We start from the raw sequence: 20,337 nt of genomic DNA, 5'->3' as shown, positions 1-20,337 counted from the left end.
ACTGGCCTTCGGCCATCGTATAAAGTCTTGATTAGCCTCTTTGAGAGCTTCATCAGTTGGTCCATCGATCATCTCTAAAAGGTCTAAAACAACGGAAGCTGCAATATAGTGCAATTTAGTATAAATGCACTATAGCACTCAACCAATTTCTGTCGTTACAGCGTTTGCGAGCTGACTAGATTCTCAATAATCAATATTTAATGAGAGTGCCCAAAACTGTTGCTATTCATGGCTTTTAGGCTTAAGCTGCCCCAAAACGCAGCTTCAGTCGTTTGAGGCCTAGTTGATTGAGATGCTTGGAGAAATTTTTTATTCCTATTAACTAATAGACTATTTTCACCCCATGTTCTTAGCTCTAGGCAAACTTTTTCTATTCTTCTCTGAAACCTATATAAATCAGCGTATATAGAGTTATATAACCTATTAAGTCTACTTAACTTTTTTAAAATCTAAGAAATCCTACAATTTATACGTAAATATCCTAGATATAGCTGATAAGTTTTCTAGACTGTCTTATCTAGATATGTATCAATTATTGATTCATGACTTATTTTGGATCGAACTCTACTGCTGAAAAAGGTCATAGCCATTTGACCTATGGTCCCATAACAAGGAAACGTACAAAGCGTTTACTAGAAGCCTTACTTACTTATGCAAATGATGAAGTTTTACTACCTGATAGTCTCCGATCTAAAATTTGCTACAACTGGAAAACTGAAAATCTGCTAGTCATCGAAACAACAATTAGAGCTTTACAAGGGCTGATTCATTGTGATAAATATCAAGGTCAGCTAAGCTCTGACCAAATAAAAAAATCACTCAAGCTCTTAGAAAAATTTCTAAAAGTTCTTTCCGATAATCGATCTCAGCCACGAGGATCAGATAAGTGGCATTTTAGTATTTGTTTCTGGTACTCCAGGCATAAAATAGCTGATAACTTAAAGCAGTTTGATTTAGAGTGGGAAAAACTACAGCCAGATAAATCTAAGCAAGTTACTAGGAATCAGTTCGACTTGTTGGAGGAAATTAGTGCTATTAACCAATCTAAAAGAAATGAGCTAGATGCTAAAACTGATCATTTGATTGCCGATCAGAACAATTCATATAATCTAAAAGTAGATTGGGGAGATGCTGTTGATACTTCAAATTTTCTAGGGCGTCAGTCTGAATTAGCTCTACTTACAAACTGGATCAAGGAGGATAATTGTCGTCTAATAAGCCTTCTTGGAATGGGGGGTATTGGTAAAACTTCCTTAGCAGCTAAGTTGGCTCAAATCAATCAAGATTATTTTCAATGTTTGTATTGGCGTTCTCTTAGGAATGCTTTACCGTTTAATGACCTTTTACAGAATCTAATATCCTTTCTTTCTAAACAGCAAGTTTCAAGCTTACCAGAGAGCAATGATGATCGCATTTCTTTAGTTATTTCTTATCTGCGTAAGAATCGCAGTTTACTGATTCTTGATAATATTGAATCTGTTTTACAGAGTGGTCAGCTTGGCGGACGATATTTGAAAGGATATGAAGGGTATGGCCATCTACTACGTAGACTTGCTGACGAATCCCATCAAAGCTGTGTATTGTTAACCAGTCGAGAACGACCAAAAAGTTTATCGATGCGGGAAGGGAAAAATTCTCCTGTTCGTTCCCTTGAACTCTCAGGAATTTCTCTAAAGGTAGGGAAGGCTCTACTGAATGCCAAGGGATTACAGGATGTTGAATATGAATCTGTTGAACTTGTGAATTATTATTCCGGGAATCCACTGGCTTTGAATATTGTGGCTGCAACAATCAAAACCATTTTTTTAGGGCGTATTCCCAAGTTAATAAATCATATAGCTAATTTTGGCGATATAAGGGATTTACTGGAACATCAATTTAATCGCTTATCACAGGTAGAGAAATATCTAATGTACTGGCTAGCTATTAATCGTGAACCAGTTACTCTCCTCAGCCTGAGGGATGACCTTCTAGCTTCACATCATCAGCAGACCCTCATCGAAGCCCTTGAGTCTCTAAAAGGTAGATCTTTAATTGAGGTGACCATTGAGGGTTATACTCTTCAACCTGTTTTGATGGAATTTTTAACCCATAAATTTATCCAGCAAATCTGCAATGAGATTCAGATCTACAGCAACGATATTGATAGCAAAATACAGCAGTTACATCTATTAAGAACTCATGCTCTAGTTAAAGCTCAAGCCAAAGAATATGTTCAGGAAGCACAGGTCCATCTTATCTTACGACCACTGATAGATGAACTAATTACGCTTTTGGGGAGTAAGCCAAACGTAGCATCTTGTTTATCTCGTTTACTTTCACTTACTCGTGGAAAGTCTCTGGAAGAAATGGGATATGTTGGTGGAAATATTGTGAATTTATTTCGACATTTACAAGTAGATTTAAGTGACCACAACTTTTCTCATCTCTCGGTCTGGCAAGCTGATATGAGGGGAATTAACTTATACGGAGTTAATTTCACTGGCTCAGACTTATCAAAATCTGTTTTTTCACAAACTTTAGGTAGTGTTCACTCAATTGCCTTTTCCCCAGATGATCAGATGATTGCTGCAGGAGATGTTAATGGAAAGATTCGTCTTTTCGATTCTGAAAATGGACAACATCTACGCACTATAACAGGCCATACATCTTGGGTACAATCTATAGTTTTTAGTCCTACAGGCAATCTTATTGCTAGTGGTAGCCCTGATCAAACGATAATGATTTGGGATGTGGAAAAAGGTGAGAATCTGAAGCTGTTAACAGGTCATACTAATGTTGTTTACTCAATTAATTTCAGTCCTGACGGTCAGCAATTAGTTAGTGGTAGTGATGATGGCACCGTGAGGTTATGGAATAGCCAATCAGGTCAATGTCATAAAATATTTAAGTATAGTCATGGCGCTCGTTCTACCGCCTTTAGTCCTGATGGACAAAACCTGGCCATTGGATATGCTGATGGAACTATCCGTATTTGGGATATCAAAAGTGGTCTTTGTTTGAAAGCTTGGTCTGGCCATGAAGGTTGGGTTTGGTCTATTACTTATAGTCCTGATGGACAAGCACTTGCCAGTGCCAGTGATGATGAGACCATTAAGCTATGGAACGTGATAAATGGTGCATGCACTAGTACTTTAGTAGGGCACTCCAATGCATTACGCTGTATCGTATTCAGTCCATCTGGTGACTACTTGATTAGTGGCGGAGCAGATCATCTTATAAAAATCTGGGATATAAGAACTACACAATGCTTGAAAACTCTTTTTGGCCATACGAATTGGGTTTGGTCAGTAGCTATCAATTCTACCCAAAGAACAATTGCAAGCGGTTCTGAGGATGGTTCTATCAAGATTTGGGACATTAAAAGTGGTATGTGTTTGCATACATTATTAGGCTATACACAGGCAACATGGGCAGCCCTCTTTGCAAGATTACCGATTAATCATTTTGAAAGTTCTAAGACAGTTCATCAAGAAAATCAGTACATCATTAGCGGAGGTGAAGACAAATTACTCAGAATTTGGTCTCTAAGAAGTAAGCAATGTGTAACTCTAGCTGGACACACAGATGCTATCAGAGCTATTGCTTTTAGCCCTCTTGAACAAGTTATTGCAAGTGGCAGTAGTACAAATGATAAAACTATTAGACTATGGGATGTCCAAACTGGACAGTGTAAGCATATCCTAAGTGGACATGATAAGGGTATTTGGTCACTTGCATTCCATCCAAAAGGGAAAATTCTGGCAAGCTGTGGCTCTGATCAAACTGTTAAGTTATGGGATACTCAAAAAGGCGTATGTCTTACAACATTTCAGGGACATAATCATTGGATATGGTCCGTTGCTTTTAGTCCTAAAGAAGAAATTCTTGCCACAGGAAGCTTTGATTGTTCCATAAAGCTATGGAATATACAATCAGAGAAATGTTTAAATACTTTGAATGGCCACTCATCATGTGTGAGCTCAGTTGCTTTTTGTCCCAATGGAACAATACTCGCCAGCGGCAGTTTTGATCACACAGCAATACTTTGGGATTTAAATACGAACCAATATATCCATAAGCTTGAAGGTCACTCCCATCCAATTTGGGATATGGACTTCAGTCCTGATGGGCAGTTGCTTGCTACAGCGAGTGTTGACCATACAGTTCGATTGTGGAAGGTTGATACTGGGCAGTGTTTGAGAATCTTGGAAGGACATACTAATGCAATATTCTCAGCATCGTTTAGTTTTGATGGTCAATTACTTGTCACTAGCAGTCAGGATGAAACAATAAAAATTTGGAATGTTTCAATGGGAAAATGCATAGCTACTCTTAGACCTACTAAGCCATATGCAGGAATGAATATTACTGAAACAACAGGTTTGACCGATGCTCAGAAAGAAACATTACTCGCTTTAGGAGGAATCTGTCGAAGCTGACACTTGAGTATTTTTTCATACAAGAAAAATCAAATGTAAGCATAACTGTTTTGCTTTAACAGAGTCCTCCATACACTTAGTAGGCAGACAGGCAGAACTTGGAACGGTTATGAGCATCGCTGCGATGATTGGTCAAGGAACATGGCGTTTTCATGGTGCTTAGTAAAAGACCCGTACCCCATCCTAAGAATATTGCCTTGGAAGAGAAAGAATCGTCTTTAGAAGATCAGGAAAACTCCTAAATTCCCTTGATCTTGGCCGTTAAAGCCCTTATCTTGATTTCAGCCCTGATTAAGTCATCGCGTGGTCTCAACACTCACAGCTACTGAAACATCCCAAGGAAGTGCTCTCCGAATTTTCGGGGATGGGGATGCCTATGTGGGTGATGTTTCTGGATTCTTGCGAGATCTAGAGTATGCCTATAACAGTGCCTATGTCTTCGATAGCATCCTTGAAGAGGCCGAAGAATTCTATCGCACGGGCAATAATCCGGGGCTACCGATCCGAAACCTATTGTGGATGGCATGGTGGCCGCCCACCCCTGAAAAAGTCGCGGCGATGGTCCCCGAAGCGGATCGGCTGAGGCTGATTGGGGTTGAGCTGCACTCGCCTGGGTTTTGGGATTTTCTGGGTAAGCTCAATCCTTTGGAGAAAATTAGGCTTTACCTGAATGATCGGCATGAGCGCCAGAAAGATAGACAGTATCGGTCCCGGATCGAGGCTGAGAAACTAGAACTGGAGAATTTTAAGGATAAAATCGATGTCCTCAAACAACTTGGGGCCACTGACAAAGACTTTGCCCTTCTCAAGGATCAGCTACTTGCTAAATCACTTCGACAACTGAACCCACATCAGGATCAGGGGTTGATTCTTGAGGGTGAAATTGTCGATCCCAATATCGAAAAAAAAAGATCGCTTAACCCCGACGAGTACTAACAAAGAAGTTATCACCGTTGATAAGACTGGGCAGATCATCTCATCTGTGCCCTTGTGAATTCAGAATCCATGTAAGCCGTGGGTTGGAAAACCAGGACAATTTGAACAAAACATTGACCTGTCAACCGATTCCCCAACCCACAGGAGAAGTTCTATGAAAATTCTAGGCATTGACTTAGGCAAATAGGCTTGGATCAAAAGTGGGTAACACTTCAGGAGCGATCAAGGTAACCTGAAGTCTTAATGTCACTCCCCTGAATTGATCCTCCGCATGATTTCAACTCCTGCAATTGCAGCCACACTTCCGCCAAAGATCCGCAAAGATATCGGCATTCAGGCTCTATCAAGATCCATTCCCATTGCTCGCATTGCTAGAGAGAATCAAACCAGTCGCAAGTTTGTCTATGAGCAGAAAGCAATTGCTGCTCAAGCGTTGGATGAATCCTTCCTCGGCGATAAAGGGGATGACGAGGTTCTGTTCTATCTACCGATCACCAAAACTTGGTTGTTCCAACTGATTCTAGCGTTGGTGCTGATCTGCCATTCCTCTTATCGAGGGGTTGTTGAGCTGTTGCGTGATCTGTTCGACTGGTCCATCAGCTTGGGAACAGTTCGTAATCGTTTGGAAGTTGCAGCGGCCAAGGCAGAAGAAATCAACCAATCGCAAGACTTGTCTACGATTAAGCAGGGTCTTCATGATGAAATCTTTCAAGGTTCTCTGCCCGTATTGGCTGGAGTAGATGCTTCCTCCACCTACTGCTACCTCCTCAAAGCTGCAGAGCATCGGGATGAAGACACCTGGGGATGGTACTTACTCGAACTTCAATCCCAAGGTTTCGACCCTGATTTCACGATTGCGGATGCTGCAAAAGGCTTGAGGGCAGGACAAAAAGCAGTCATGCCCAGCACTCCCTGCAATGGAGATGTCTTCCATATCCTCCATCAGTTTGAGGAACTGGTTCTGAGTTTGACGCGCAAGGCTAATGGGGCCACTACATCGCGAATGAAATTGGAAGAGGACATCGCTAAAGCCCACCTTGCCCAAGAATCCACGCGGTCATTGACGAGCAAGTGGGTCCACCTCAAGCGTCGAGAACAGAGACTTCTAGGTTTGGCCAAAGATGTCAAAATTCTGTTCCAGTGGATGGCCCATGATGTCCTCGAACTGGCAGGTCCCCTCTTGTCAGTCCGTCAGGAGTTATTTGACTTCATCAAAATAGAACTCAAACAGCGCGATGATGGTGAGTTCCCCATGCTGCGCAAACTATGGAAAGCATTACACAATCAACGCGATCAGCTCCTGGCATTTTCGGGTGTTTTGGATCAAAAGCTTGCTGAGATTGCTGAACGTCTGGAAGTCTCACTAGCCAAGGTTAGAGACGTCTGTCTGTTGCATCGTAAACAGCCCACTTCCAATGCCTACTGGGAAAAGTGGAATCAATTGTATCGGGGACTTTCTGGAAAGTTTCACCTTCTGATGGAGGCAGTCACTGAAGCCCTCAAACAGACACCTAGAGCCAGTTCGTTAGTAGAGAATCTCAACTCCCGGCTGCGCAACTACTTCTTTCTACGCCGTACCCTTGGAAACTCTTATTTGGGACTGTTGCAGTACTTCTTGAATCACCGCTGCTTCATGCGTAGTGAGGTTCCTGAGCGCGAGGGTAAAAGCCCTAAGGAATTGCTAACCGGAGAACCTCATCCCCACTGGCTAGAGTTGTTGGGATTCAAGCGATTCCAAAGGGCATAGTCTGACCTGATTGGGTAGAAGTAGACCTCAAGCCATCGAAGAAATGATGGTTTATTTTGCCGTGGAAGTGTAACCTAAAATCCCCTGTTTTTAAACCATGCCTCCACAGCTAGGTTTTGTCTTTGCTTACTGCTCATCAAATTCTGTTCAAGAAATTTTTAGATCACTTTATCTAGCTGTATACCCCCCATCTATCGGTAGTGCTATTCCAGTTATAAACTTGGCTTCATCGCTAGCGAGGAATAATGTGGCGGCAGCTATATCATCTGGGGTGGGTAAACCAGGTAAGGGGTTCATATTTTCCATCCGCTCACGAGTCTGTTTTGGATCTGGACTATTTTCGATGACCCGCTCTAATAGTGGTGTTCTGACAACAGTTGGACAGATAGCATTGACTCGTATTCTCTGGGCAGCGTATTCAACTGCAGCAGCCCTTGAAAGCTGTATCACACCAGCCTTTGAAGCAGAGTATGGTGGGAGATTACCAAAACCAACCAGACCTACAATTGATGACATATTAAGTACGACTCCACCATTACGATTAGCTAGCATGGCGGCAACACCGTATTTAATACCAAAATAGACACCATCTAAATTAACAGCAATTACTTTATGCCAATTCTCAAGGCTACTATCGATAGTCGGTGATAATTCACCTTCAATTCCAGCATTATTCACCAGAATATCTATTTGCCCATAGCGCTCAACTGAAGACCTCACCAATTTCTCAACAGAAGCTGGATCCGTGACATCTACTTTAATGAAGTGGCTGGAAGCTAGTGATGCCGATACATCCCGCCCTAAATCTTCGTTGATATCTGCAACAACAATTTGGGCACCTTCCTTGGAAAATCGCTCAACGATGGCTTTCCCAAGGCCAGATGCAGCACCTGTAACAACAGCAATTTTTCCCTGCAAACAAGCCATAAATCATTAACTGAATATTGTCCTTAGAAAGAATCATGCCATTTAATAACCCAAAAACGAGCAAAAAATAATAAATCCTCGCCTATTGTTTATATTTTGTACTAAATCTACCCTTATAACCTTATAAGTCTTATTTAGTTCAAAGAAGGCTACAGGAGTAGATTACAGTTATTGCATGGTTATGATGTACAGTACTGTAATACCGTTTTTTTTAGGAGTAAAAAAGAGTATTCAACGTCCTTAAATTACACTCGAACATGCAATAACAGTTATGTTTAGTGATAGATTCTATATATCTTTTACTTCAGAAAGTATAGACTAATCTTTTAGTCATATTGTCAATTGAATATTTTCAGTAGAGGAAAAAGGGTTTGCCTCATCAAACTGAAAACTGCTTATTCACTTCAACATAATGACTTTAGAGACATTAGAATATACAGAAGCGAGCTTACCTCCAGGTAGTTTAGGCTTGCCTATTGTTGGTGAATCTTTAGAATTCATCAAGAATAAGAACTTTATTAGTGACCATCAAAAGAAGTATGGAAATATTTTTATAACTAGCCTTTTTGGAACACCTATTGTTTTTGTAGGTGGAGGAGATGAAGTTAATTTCATACTTTCTAATGAAAATAAGTTTTTTCAGGCTTTCCCCGTAGGCAACGTGAAATCACTTTTAGGTGAATATTCCTTATCGCTACAGACTGGGGAAACTCACCTAAAACGTCGAAAGTTAATCCTCAAAGCTTTTTCACCCAGGAGACTAGCATCTTATCAGGAAACGATTCACGCGATTACACAAAGCTATATAAATAAATGGGCAAAGACAGATAGCTTTAAGTGGTACGACGAGCTACGCAACTATACTTTTGATATCGCATCAAAATATCTAATCAGTTTAGACAATGGTTCTGAAACTAAACTATGTGAATACTTCAAAAGCTGGAGTAATGGATTATTTGCGATTGCCCCACCCCTTCCATTTACAAAAACAAGAAAGTCTCTAGTCGATAGGAAGAAACTAATTAAGCTAGTAGATGAAATTATTCAAGATCGATTGAGTAGCAGTCAGACGTATGATGATGCTCTATTTCATTTAATGGATGCAGAGTTGGAGGATGGAGAAAAGCTCTCAGTTGAAGAAGTAAAGCACCAAATTCTGCTTCTCTTATTTGCAGGCCATGAAACACTAACGTCATCACTTTGCTCATTATGCAGGAATTTATCTTTGCACCCTGATATTTTAAGTCGATGTAAAGAGGAACAAAGCAACATCCCCCATAATCCAGATATAAATCAGTCTTCAATGCCTTATCTAGACAAAGTACTTCTAGAGTCTATGAGGATTGTACCGTCAGTTGTGTCTGGTTTTCGTAAAGTCTTAAAAGAATGTGAGATCGGTGGATATAAAGTCGAAAAAGGATGGCTTGTTTTTTATCAAATAGATTTCACTCATTACAATAAGGAAACTTACCCAAACCCACATTCATTTAATCCTGAGAACTTCAATCCTGCTGAGCATAAAGAGCTAGTTAAAAGCTCCAACTATATTCCTTTTGGAGGGGGTGTCAGAGAATGCATTGGCAAAGACTTTGCCATGCTAGAGATGAAAATATTTGCATCTTCTCTAATATCTCAATGTGATTGGGAACTGTTGCCAAATCAAAATCTTGAGTATGATCTAGTCCCCCTACCCAGACCTAAAGATGGCCTTATAACTAAACTTCGTATTAACTAAAAGATGTTTTTTAGAAATAACTTTATCCCTGAAGGATTAGGGATGTATTTTTTGCTATTTTCTGGAATAGCACAAGCTCAGATAATTCCTGACTCAACACTTCCGAATAATTCTAGAGTTTCTGTTAATCAGCAAAAATATGTAATTACAGGTGGTTCACGTTCAGGAGTGAATCTTTTTCATAGCTTTGATACTCTTTCTGTGCCATCACATCGGACAGCCCATTTTTTGAATGATATTAGTATCCAAAATATTCTTGCCAGAATTACAGGAACTTCAATGTCTAATATTAACGGTACATTGCAAGCGAATGGAGCAGCAAACTTATTCCTTATCAACCCTAATGGGATTATCTTTGGTCCACGCAGCCAGTTAAGTCTTGGTGGATCATTTATTGCAACTACTGCAAATAGAATAGATTTTCTTGATGGCAAAAAACTTGATCTAAATTCTATTAATGAAATCTCTTTATTAAGTAAAAGTCTACCTGTAAGTTTAAGCATAGATTCTTCATCAGGATCTATTACAATCCAGGGCACAGGGAATTCCCTACAAAGAGCTAACCCATTGCCTGCTGGAAGCCCTATTGTTGACTCCCCGTTATCCATTCCCTTCCAAACTCCAAATCAAACTTTAGCTTTTGTTGGAAGGAATATTATATTTAATGGTGGTGTTGTGGCATCACCATCAGGAAATTTAGTGTTGAGTAGTGTTGATGAAGGAGAAGTAGGTATATCACTCGATCCTACAGGGTTTCAATTTAACGATGAAAAGATTGTTCACTTTGCCGATGTCACTTTATCAAATAAATCATTATTGACTGCGACAGGATCACCATCAGGGAATATATTTATCCGTGGTAAAAACTTACTTATCAATGATCAATCGCTTGTAATCAGTTCTAACTATTCAAGCAATAATAACAGTCAAATCAATATTAACCTTTCTGGTGATTTAGTCATTCAGGGAGTGCAAGATCCAGCCGCATTAACAGTTTCACTATCTGATGGTACTGTCCCATATGGTGGAATTGTATCTCAAAATTTTTCAAGCTATACAGGTCCAAATATCAAAGTTTCTTCACAAAATGGTGTGTTGACTAGCTATGGATTTATTAATTCATTTAATTTTGCAGGTGGAACTGGAGGAAAAATAGACTTTTCCATTGATAACTCACTCTTGATTGATGGAACATCACCTATTCCGTTGAATTTTCGGCCTAGCTCCATTACATCTTTGACAACGAATGGAAATGCAGGGGGCATTAAAGGTCAAGGCCGTCAGCTAACTATCACTGGTGGAGGGTTTATCTCCTCAAGTACTACTTCTTCCAGTCCTTTGTCACTTGGGGATACAGGTGACATAAAAGTCACTTTTGATGATATATCCATTTCTGGGGGATCTCCAATTAGTATTGGCCCAGATTTACCCTTATCATTCAATCCTAGTTTTATCGGTACTACTACTGTTTCCCCTGGTGATGCAGGTAATATTTTCCTCAAAGTGGACAATCTAACTATCGTTGATGGGGGAAGAATTAACTCAACAACTACCAATAGTGGCGATGCAGGAAATATCGAAATTGATGTTCAGGGCAGTTTGATATTACAAGGAAAAATCCCAGGAAGCGATGACTTCCGTGATAGTAGCCAAATAATATCTTCTTCTGAAAGAACGAACGAGTTTTTTCGGGCACTTTTTCAATTACCAGATATACCAACTGGCGAACCCGGATCCATTCGCATCACAGCAAACTCTATCTTGGTTAAAGATAGTGGCAGAGTGAACGTTCGGAATGACGGACCAAATGATGCTGGAAATATTTCTCTTCAGGCTCAGAATATTCAAGTAGACAATGCATCGTTACTAGCTACTGCTTTAGGTAATGGTGGAAACATTCAGTTACTATCCAATTTCCTGCTACTCAATAATGGGACTATTTCTGCTTCAGCTAAGGGTGATGGCCCTGGTGGCAATATACAGATTGATGCTGATGTCTTTGTAGGGCTTGGGAGCAATAACATTTCAGCTAATGCAATTAATAACAGAGGTGGAAATATTCAGATTAATACAGTAGGACTTTTTCTTTCACCTGATACAAAAATAACTGCAACATCAGCTTCTGGAACTCAACAAGAGGGTTCTGTTACTGTGAACACTCAACGAACTGATGCTGAAGAGACAACTTCAGCCGCTCCTAATGTTGAACGTTCACCGAAAGTCGTCTCAGCTTGCAATCCAACCCAAGGGCGCAGCTCGTTTGTTGTCTTGGGGCCAGGAAACCAAAAGGCAAAAGCCCATGATATCGCTACCACTGATGTCCCGTGGAATGCTTCTCAGATGCAATTGGCATCTAACTCTGAGGGCAACCAGACCGCTCCAGATCTCCCCGTCATTCAAGAGGCTATTGGCTGGCAAAAGATTGATGGAAAGCTTGTCCTCATCGCGGAGCATCAAGACCAAACAACCCGAATTGCATCCCAAGCTGCAACCTGTGACAAGACCTGAGCCTTTAACAATATGAAACTCAACCCTTATCAAGTTCTCAGTCTGCTTTTATTGGTTTCTAGTCCATATCAAGCCACGGCTGTCACCTCCTCCCCCACAATCCAGCAGGGAGACAGTCTTATTCAAGAAGGCTTGCAATATCTCAATACCAATCAACCTCAAAAAGCTCTAAAGCGTTTTCAGAATGCAGAATCAGTCTATGAAGATGCCCAGCACTCCAATGGCTTTAACGGTGCTTTGATCAACCAAAGTATTGCCCTAAAACGATTGGGACAATATCATCGAGCCTGTACCGTTTTAACTGAAGTCCTAACCTTAAACCGCGAAATTTGCCAGAGACCATCGAATAATTCCCTCTCCATTCCAGACTTGGATAAGCTGGGTTTGGCACCGGAACAACAACTTGCTGCTCTTCAAAATTTGGGCAACAATCTTCAACTGCTTGGTCAGCTTGAGTCCTCAGTTACGGTTCTCAAACGAGCTACCACCTTAGATCCTAGCCACCCCGATATTATACTCAGTCTCGCCAATAGCTACCAATCCCAATACAAAGACGCGATTAATCAACTCTCATTGACGGCTGATCCGACCAGTGAAGCGACGGCCATCAATACAGCCCAGGAAAAGGCTTTAGAAGCGATTTCCTTATACACAAGCCTTGACTCTATACCTTCTCATCGGGTCCATGCTCAACTAAATAACCTTCAACTAATCCAACATCTCAAAACAGTCAAGTCGTCTAATTTAAGCCCTGTATATCAGCAATCCCAACACCTCATTCAGCCTTATATCAGTAATTTAGCCTCAACTGATTTCAGCCAATTTCATGAGGTGGATGCGGTCAATCTCGAACTTAAGTTGAGTGGGCTACTCAACGAACAAGGAATGACTAGAGAGGCATTTCACCACGCTAGATCAGCCCTTGATAGGGCCAAATTACTGCAAGATTCCAGTTTAAGATCCCAAGCCTTTGGAACCCTCGGCAAAATCTATCTAGAATCTGAACAATTAGGGGATGCAAAGAAGGTCTTTAGTAAAGCCTTGAAACTCGCTCAGTCTTCCAATGACGATAGCCTTGCCTATCAATGGTCTTGGCAGCTCGCGCAGATATACCAACAATCCGGCCAGCGAACCCATGCGATCGCAGCTTACAATACCACGATCAGTCACCTGGATCAGGTGCGAACGATGTTGATCTCCGCGAGTTCAGATCTTCAGTTCAGCTACAAGAACAGTGTTGAGCCTGTTTACCAGGAATACATCAAGCTTCTACTTTCTTCTCCCACTCCAAGTTATCAGCTTGTCTTGGATACCCACCAACAGCTTCAAGTCGCTGAGCTTGAGAACTATCTAAAATGCGGGAAGCTCTTGGCTCAATCTAGTGAACAGCTGGCGTCCTACAGTGCCACAATCCATATCTTGGATCTCAATGGTCAAATAGAAATCATTGCTCAAACTCCAGAGGGCATCTATCGGCACCAGCCTGATTCAACCATCGTTCAGCAGGAGTTATTTAAACTGCTAACCCTCTTTGATGGGGATTCCGTGGAAGAAATTTCTGAAGCCCATTTTTTGAGGAATGCACAGATTCTCTACAGTGAGCTGATTGCCCCCCTTAGTGATCACCTACCCCCTACAGGTGATTTACTCTTTGTCCTCGATAGCAAGTTTCAAAACCTTCCCTTAAGCCTGCTCCACGATGGTCAAGGGTATTTAATCCAGAATTACAGCGTCACGAATTCCCTCAATACCTATCTACAAACCAGAAAACCCAAGAGTCTTAAGTCGCTCAATGTCTTATTTGCAGGGCTATCTCAAGAATCTCCTAGCTTTAATTCACCCGATGTTCCCAAGGGCCTACCCGCCCTACCTGAAGTTGATGAGGAACTACGAGAAGTTAAGCAGATTTCCCAGAGATTCACCTCTCTCGTCAATCGTGATTTCACGGCGGATCGTTTGAAAGCGGCAATTTACCAAGAAACCCCCATCATCCATATAGCTAGCCACGGGCAATTTAGCTCAGATCCTCAGAAAACTTTTCTCCTGGCCTACAACGAACCGATTAATGCTCAACAGTTTCATGATTTAATCAACCAGAAAAGTGAGCTGGGTCAAGCCACACTGGAACTACTTATTCTCAGTGCTTGTGAGACTGCTAAAGGAGATAGGCGATCTGCACTCGGTATTACTGGATTAGCCATTCAAGCTGGATCAAAAAATACCCTAGCGTCTCTCTGGTTAGCGGAGTCACGAGCAACGACTGAATTGATTACAGCGTTTTATCAGGGCCTGAAGGAGGGGCGATCCAAGGCTCAAGCTTTGCAACAAGCTCAGTTAAAATTATTGGCATCTAAAGACTATTGGCACCCTTATTTTTGGGGTAACTTCATACTGGTCGGGAGTTGAGCTTCTTCCGCTCTGGGTGCAAGCTCAGGTTGCCCGACTTGGTAATAACGATCACCCAGTAATCGATTAAGTTGAGAATTACTCTGTCCACTGTCTTTCAGGTTTTGTAGAACCCCAATCGATTGATCCAATAGTTTGAAAGACATATAAACAGCATCTAGCTCTTTCGCTGCCTCGACTGGAGATAAGGAGAGTTGGTGAATTGCCGCAACGGCCTCATTAACCAAGCTGATTTCTTCTTCATACAGGAGATTGAGCTTTGTCCGATCTGAACCAATAATTTTCTCGTTTTGATAGGCGTAAACTGTCACATAATATGCTTTGCCATATTCTAATGCAGGCCAACTTTTGGGATAGTTTAGACGATGCCCTGAAGTCACTTTCTGCTCCCACTTACTGTTTGGGCCTTGAAGGGTCACTTCATAGTGGGTGCTTCCCTTCACGGGTTTCCATGCAAAATCAGGGCGAAGTTGCATGATCATGGTCCCTAAAGGCTGAACAATGCTTAATTTCCCTTCTTTGTCCGTTGTCCCCCGTGACTTTAGAAATCTCAAGCGGCCTTTTTGCTGAAGTCTTTTCGGACCAGAAGAACAGAGACGGCCCACTTCCCCCTCTTTACCTTTTGTAAGGGACTTGCCGTTATGGCATAGAACGAGCGTTTGTTTGCCTGCAATCGGGCGGACCTGATCCCCAGGACAAAGCAAACGTCCCTTAGCATGGCGTTGATCACCCGACGAGAGGATCCGTGCCACCGTTGTAAGACACCGGTTAGCCTGGGACGGAGTTTCCCCAGTTTCAGCGTAAGCAGTCTCAGATATTCTACAAAAAGAGAATAATACGAACAACGCTAAAAAGACTTTTTTGAATGAGTACATTTAATATAAAAATTTTTTCTAAAATAAATTTTTAAGATATCTTACTATATTTAGTTTTATCATTCCAGTCGATCAACAAATTCCTGTTTCCATGTCCAAACTTCTGGTAATTCAGAACTTAAGAACAAGCACAATTGTAAATTCGATTTAGATGGCAAATTCAATTGGTTCTTAGCTTTAGCGAGTAGACATTGGGTGCTGGCTTCATTTGCCTCTATTTCAACGCTTTTTTCTAAGTTGACGACGGATTTCTTATATTGTTCCAGTTGGAAATATGCCCATCCTAGGTTTTTGTACAAGGATGCTTTAGTCCGAATATTCTCGACTTTTTTGAGTGCTGGAGAAATACTTTTTACAGCTTTTCGTGGTTGATCGTCTAGAATATCTAACCTTGCCACGTTGTTAATAGCAGCGACAAATTTTCCCTGGCTAGCCTCAATTGATTTCTGATAATAGAAACGCGCCTCCGTGAAGTCTTGAGCATCATCATAAATACTCGCTATGTTATAAAAAACGACTTCATTATTCGGTTTAAGTTGGAGGGCTTTTTTGTAATTTTCAATCGCACAGGGGTATTTTTTCAATAGTTGACAGACTGCCGCCAAGTTGTTGTAGGCTGCATAATCACCTGGATCAAATTGAACGGCGAGTTTATAGTTTTGTTTGGCGGCCTCTAAATCATTTCTCCCTTCACTCTCACCCGCCATTCTAAAAAAATATCTAGAAAGACCGATCTTGCCACCTTGAAACAAGCCAACTACAACCAGAATGGTTAGTAGTATTGCGCTAAGTCGAAATGGTACTGATTTAACGCGACGATGCCAACGGATGCGTTTGGGAAGTTGATTGAGCTGATCTAAAATATCGCCCGTTGTTTTTGGCCGTTGCTTAGGCGATAGACTCATTAACTTATCCAGAAAATCAGCCAGAGGTGGATCGATATGAGGTGCCTTCTTCCTCCAAAGCAATTTTTTGTTATCGTCATCTAGAGGGATATCGAATAAATCTAGTCCAGTCACCAGCACTACAAAGGTACGACCGACTGCATAGAAGTCTGATTGAGGGATAGCCCGACCATTAACCTGTTCAGGCGGCGAAAACATTGGAGTGCGTACGATTGTGATTTCATGCTCTTTGTCAAAACCAGTGGGTTCACCGGTTCCAGAAAGCTTAGCAAGGTAGGTATCTGTGACTTCTCTTACACCACCAAAATCAATCAGAGCGAGTGTTCCATCTTCTTTGAGAAGGATATTCGATGGCTTGATGTCCCGATGAAAGAAGCCGCAATCATGGACCTCATGCAGCAGCTCAAACAATTGCTTCAGCCAATCTAAGGCTTTTTCTTGAGAGATGCGTCCATTCTCTTCAATCCACTTATCCAGATCTTGACCCTCTAGCTTGGTCATCAGGATGCAGTACAAAGGGAACCCCGAATTTGGTTGAAACTCAAAAAAATCACCCAGGTCCGCTTTTGGAATCCCTGGATGATTGAGCATCTGAAGCGCCCTGACTTCCCGCTCCATCATTTCGACTCGTTTAGCATCCACTGTTCTCAGGGTTTTGAGAACTCGTCGGCCAGGAGGAATTGCATACGACCCGGTTATATCCTCTACCTCAAAGACCTCTGAGGGGATCAAATCCACTAATTCCCGCAAAGGACGAATCAACCGAATCCGATCATTAATTAGCAGGGGTGTTCCGCAGGATTGACAAATCTCGGCCTCGTCTGGATTTTGTCTCTGAGAACACCATGGGCTAATACAAAATTTCATCATGCAGGCTGCGAAAATGAAACAAGGCTGTTCAGAGTATTCCGCATGAGTACCTTGCGAGTGGTCGGGGGAAGCATAAACGTTGCTTCTCCAGTGTTCTGGTCGTTGTCAGATTCAATCAATGACATTCCTTCCCACTTCTCTAAAACTTCAATCAACTCTGACATTGAAGCATTACCCCCACCAGAAGATAGTTCCATCATTAATTCACTAAACGTAATCCACCTGGGAGCATCATTGTCTGACTGGATCAATATATCTAGTATTCTTTGTTCAGTCGGTGTCAGTTCTTGCATTCTGTATTCCTGAATCACTCGTCTGACATAATCACTGGCAAATGATGTTTTATGCAGCATAAAGGACTCAACAAGCTTGCCACCACAAAATCGATTGATACGTTCTGCTGCTAGTAGAAGGAGCTGAGGATTTCCCCGATAGGATTTGATTAATTTCTTGCAATCCGATTCACCTTGAATCCCTTGTTCCTTAAGAATTCGGAGTGCATCTTTATCGGGTAATCCACTTAGTTTGATTGTTGCTGCTGGTCTTTGAATTCTGGCTAATTGTTGAACAGATCTCACAGTGTTGCGGCTAAGAATCAACAGAGTGCTTTGATGTCTTCCAACACAGAATTGCTGAGCTATAGCCTGAAAATTTTTATCCTCCTCAAACTCTACAGGGCCACAGTCAATTACAAATAGACAGCTAAGTTCTTGAATCAAAGCTGTAAATTCACACTCCTTGAAGTGAAACTCCATTAGCCCACTAACTGTCTGTCCGTGATGCAGCGACATCCATATGATTTTCTTAAAATCAGGTTGAGGTTTTGAGTTCATGCGCTGCACGTAGATAGAGGCCAACGCGCTCTTACCAATTCCTGCAGCACCAATTAAGGCTACAAAACGGTTCTGGGCTAGTGTGGTAGACAGTTGTAGAAAGTCTTCATCTCTCCCGTAAAAGTGAGGGACTTTTGGGGGGTGGTGACCTAGGGCAGTTGTTATAGATGTTGTGTTATCTATTTGCTGTGAAGTTTTTTTAGTGCCTTCTTGTTCTGGAGTGGGATCGCTAGTGGTAGTGGCAAACATACCCTGCTGATCTAGTTCTTCAAAGACGAGACGTAAGTTCTTCTTTTTTACCTCTATACCCAGTTCTTGAGATAGTAGTTTCCAAAGGTCTGGCCCCACTCGACAAGAAACATATCCTTCACTCGTTGATGCGCCTAACGGGTGATCCTTAATAGCTTGAGCAATCGTAATACCTTCCCAAGCTGCTTGAATAGCAATCTCACCGGGTAAACCCAACTTCTTTCCCCATTTAATGAGGGATAGCTCGTTAATATAGCTTTTAGCTTTTTCAAATTCCATTTTTCGGCCAAAATAACGCTTTAAAGGGCCAATTAAATCTACTTTACACTTTATTTATATAAAATCTATAAATTTATGACATTCACTCCTCTATATGTTCATTGATTTTCACAAATTTATGTCAAAGGTTTGAAATCGTTATAGATATGGGGTATAAAACATCAAATACATACATTTATTTAACTGAAAACATTCTTGTCTTTTATTCAGTCATACGTCGATCTCATGTAAGTCTTGAAGAATCAACTCTCAAGGTTTACACGATTGCAGTAGCTACCTGAAGCAAAAATAGCTCTCTAAGGCTTTGGTACAGCCATTAGAGAGCAATAGATAAACCTAACAAGGAGGTTTATATGAAAATGATAGGTAGAATCGACCTAAGTACACAAACCACCTTTCTAAAGCAAGTCTTGGGTCTAATCAAAGTCTTGTTCTTGGGCTGGACCGCTCAGCAAAATTCACAGCCCCAAACATATTCGCAATATTCTCAGAGCGACGGTAAACAAACGCAGCGAATTGGCACCAGTTGTAGACCATTCATTCTTTTTGGTTATTCTCTAACCAAAACCATCAGAGTCCTGTTACCGCGATTGCCCACAGAGGATGAGCTTCTAAAGACAATTCACGATTCGTTGATTCGTGCTTTCGCTGCTTCCTCAACAGTAAAGGTGAAGACCAATAAATCTGCTATGCCTATCGGTGGTGTCCCAGATTTTCGTAAGGCGTTTAAACAAATTAGTAAATGATTAAGCTTATCTTCCTCCATTCTTGGCATTTTAGGACGCCTCATTCTCGATATCGCAACTGGGGTTGTCTGCATATGTTCAGCCAAAATAGCAGGCTGAATCTTATGCTCATCCATTACTTGTCTTAAGTTCCAGGTAATCAATTTAGGTTCACACATGTGAATAATCCTCAGATTTTACGACAAATCCCCTCTGTAGTTCTCTCTCTAAAACCCTTTGTTTAGTAGCTAAATATGCTATTTTTCAATTAACCACCTATATAAATACTTAAAGTAAATATATTGAACTAACTAACTAAATTAACGTATACCGTATATAATATACACGTCGAATTTTCTGCTCATTCCGAAATCAAGTCTTAAGTTAAGGGTTTAAGTTTCAAAAAAATCGCTCCCCACAGCTATGCCAAGCCAGGAGAGCAGTAAATAAACCTAAATAGGAGGTTTATAGCTAAATGATAGGCAGTATCTACTTCAACCCACAAATTCCTTTTACCCATAAGCATTTCAGTAATATTCGACGCACTGAAGCAGACTGGGAAAGAACTATCTCACAGCAATTACTCAACTTCATCCTGGCTTGGCTCTCCCACGCCAACCACCTTGATCACCAGCCAAACCCAACGAAGATCAGGATCGGCAACAGCCAGCAGAGTAAGCCAAGGAAATACCCAAGTTCACTCCAACGACATAACTCACCCATCAAACGATTATTTAGAAGCTTGCTACCCAGATTACCCACAATTCAATTAGCTCTCTAACCGCCGTCAAACAACTAGAGAGCCACTGACCTCAGAAACTCATAACTCTTGAAACACTATTCTCGATAAAAGTAAAAAATCAATCTCAACGTGGCTCTCTAACCGCCGTCAAACAACTAGAGAGCCACCAACCTCAGAAA

Annotated in this window: 11 protein-coding genes; 6 read left to right on the top strand and 5 right to left on the bottom strand. The window is 41.3% G+C overall.

Features of this window, described 5'->3' with window-relative positions; all coding sequences use genetic code 11:
* Positions 1-542: 542 nt before the first annotated feature.
* The 3 genes from AM1_RS31650 (at position 543) to AM1_RS31640 (ending at position 7,104) form a co-directional block, all read left to right on the top strand.
* The gene (locus tag AM1_RS31650) at positions 543-4,421 is read left to right on the top strand and encodes a WD40 domain-containing protein (protein WP_012167174.1); all 3,879 of its coding nucleotides are present in this window, start codon (positions 543-545) and stop codon (positions 4,419-4,421) included.
* Positions 4,422-4,724: 303 nt separating this feature from the next.
* A complete protein-coding gene (locus AM1_RS31645) occupies positions 4,725-5,357 on the top strand; it encodes a hypothetical protein (RefSeq protein WP_012167172.1) in 633 nt (210 codons plus the stop codon).
* Between the two features lie 271 nt (positions 5,358-5,628).
* Complete coding sequence (locus tag AM1_RS31640; RefSeq protein WP_012167171.1) at positions 5,629-7,104, top strand: hypothetical protein; 1,476 nt, start codon at positions 5,629-5,631, stop codon at positions 7,102-7,104.
* Positions 7,105-7,272: 168 nt separating this feature from the next.
* Here AM1_RS31640 and AM1_RS31635 read toward each other — a convergent pair whose 3' ends face one another.
* Positions 7,273-8,031 carry an SDR family NAD(P)-dependent oxidoreductase gene (locus AM1_RS31635; RefSeq protein WP_012167170.1) on the bottom strand — a complete coding sequence of 253 codons (759 nt, stop codon included), beginning with the start codon at positions 8,029-8,031 and terminating at the stop codon, positions 7,273-7,275.
* A gap of 412 nt (positions 8,032-8,443) precedes the next feature.
* On the opposite strand from AM1_RS31635, the gene AM1_RS31630 reads away from it, so the two are divergent.
* Genes AM1_RS31630 through AM1_RS31615 form a run of 3 tightly spaced genes read left to right on the top strand, consistent with a single transcriptional unit; the run spans position 8,444 to position 14,680 of the window.
* Positions 8,444-9,766 carry a cytochrome P450 gene (locus AM1_RS31630; RefSeq protein ID WP_012167169.1) on the top strand — a complete coding sequence of 441 codons (1,323 nt, stop codon included), beginning with the start codon at positions 8,444-8,446 and terminating at the stop codon, positions 9,764-9,766.
* Between the two features lie 3 nt (positions 9,767-9,769).
* Positions 9,770-12,274, top strand: a complete 2,505-nt coding sequence (locus AM1_RS31620) for a two-partner secretion domain-containing protein (protein ID WP_148216027.1) — start codon at positions 9,770-9,772, stop codon at positions 12,272-12,274.
* 12 nt (positions 12,275-12,286) lie between these two features.
* Positions 12,287-14,680 carry a CHAT domain-containing protein gene (locus AM1_RS31615; protein ID WP_012167167.1) on the top strand — a complete coding sequence of 798 codons (2,394 nt, stop codon included), beginning with the start codon at positions 12,287-12,289 and terminating at the stop codon, positions 14,678-14,680.
* Here AM1_RS31615 and AM1_RS31610 read toward each other — a convergent pair.
* From AM1_RS31610 to AM1_RS41585, 4 genes are all read right to left on the bottom strand, one after another.
* Entirely contained in the window at positions 14,644-15,432 is a 789-nt protein-coding gene (locus tag AM1_RS31610; protein ID WP_238549340.1) for a hypothetical protein, read from the bottom strand. The two genes, AM1_RS31615 and AM1_RS31610, sit on opposite strands and share 37 nt — an antisense overlap.
* A 182-nt stretch (positions 15,433-15,614) precedes the next feature.
* Positions 15,615-17,327, bottom strand: a complete 1,713-nt coding sequence (locus tag AM1_RS31605) for a protein kinase domain-containing protein (RefSeq protein WP_083776839.1) — start codon at positions 17,325-17,327, stop codon at positions 15,615-15,617.
* A complete protein-coding gene (locus AM1_RS31600) occupies positions 17,327-18,691 on the bottom strand; it encodes an ATP-binding protein (protein ID WP_012167164.1) in 1,365 nt (454 codons plus the stop codon). Before AM1_RS31600 ends, AM1_RS31605 begins: the two co-directional genes overlap by 1 nt.
* Before the next feature lie 622 nt (positions 18,692-19,313).
* Entirely contained in the window at positions 19,314-19,595 is a 282-nt protein-coding gene (locus AM1_RS41585; protein WP_071820012.1) for a hypothetical protein, read from the bottom strand.
* Positions 19,596-20,337: the final 742 nt, after the last annotated feature.

Source organism: Acaryochloris marina MBIC11017, assembly GCF_000018105.1.
GTDB classification, from domain to species: Bacteria; Cyanobacteriota; Cyanobacteriia; order Thermosynechococcales; family Thermosynechococcaceae; genus Acaryochloris; species Acaryochloris marina.
Note: the sequence above shows the minus strand (reverse complement) of the source record. Positions and strands in the feature narration are given on the sequence as shown.

Bases quoted from the DNA above. Each gene is read 5' to 3' on its own strand.
- AM1_RS41585 (WP_071820012.1), bottom strand. From the start codon at position 19,595: ATGTGTGAACCTAAATTGATTACCTGGAACTTAAGACAAGTAATGGAT.
- AM1_RS31640 (WP_012167171.1), top strand. From the start codon at position 5,629: ATGATTTCAACTCCTGCAATTGCAGCCACACTTCCGCCAAAGATCCGC.
- AM1_RS31615 (WP_012167167.1), top strand. From the start codon at position 12,287: ATGAAACTCAACCCTTATCAAGTTCTCAGTCTGCTTTTATTGGTTTCT.
- AM1_RS31600 (WP_012167164.1), bottom strand. From the start codon at position 18,691: ATGGAATTTGAAAAAGCTAAAAGCTATATTAACGAGCTATCCCTCATT.
- AM1_RS31630 (WP_012167169.1), top strand. From the start codon at position 8,444: ATGACTTTAGAGACATTAGAATATACAGAAGCGAGCTTACCTCCAGGT.
- AM1_RS31650 (WP_012167174.1), top strand. From the start codon at position 543: ATGACTTATTTTGGATCGAACTCTACTGCTGAAAAAGGTCATAGCCAT.
- AM1_RS31635 (WP_012167170.1), bottom strand. From the start codon at position 8,031: ATGGCTTGTTTGCAGGGAAAAATTGCTGTTGTTACAGGTGCTGCATCT.
- AM1_RS31605 (WP_083776839.1), bottom strand. From the start codon at position 17,327: ATGAAATTTTGTATTAGCCCATGGTGTTCTCAGAGACAAAATCCAGAC.
- AM1_RS31620 (WP_148216027.1), top strand. From the start codon at position 9,770: ATGTTTTTTAGAAATAACTTTATCCCTGAAGGATTAGGGATGTATTTT.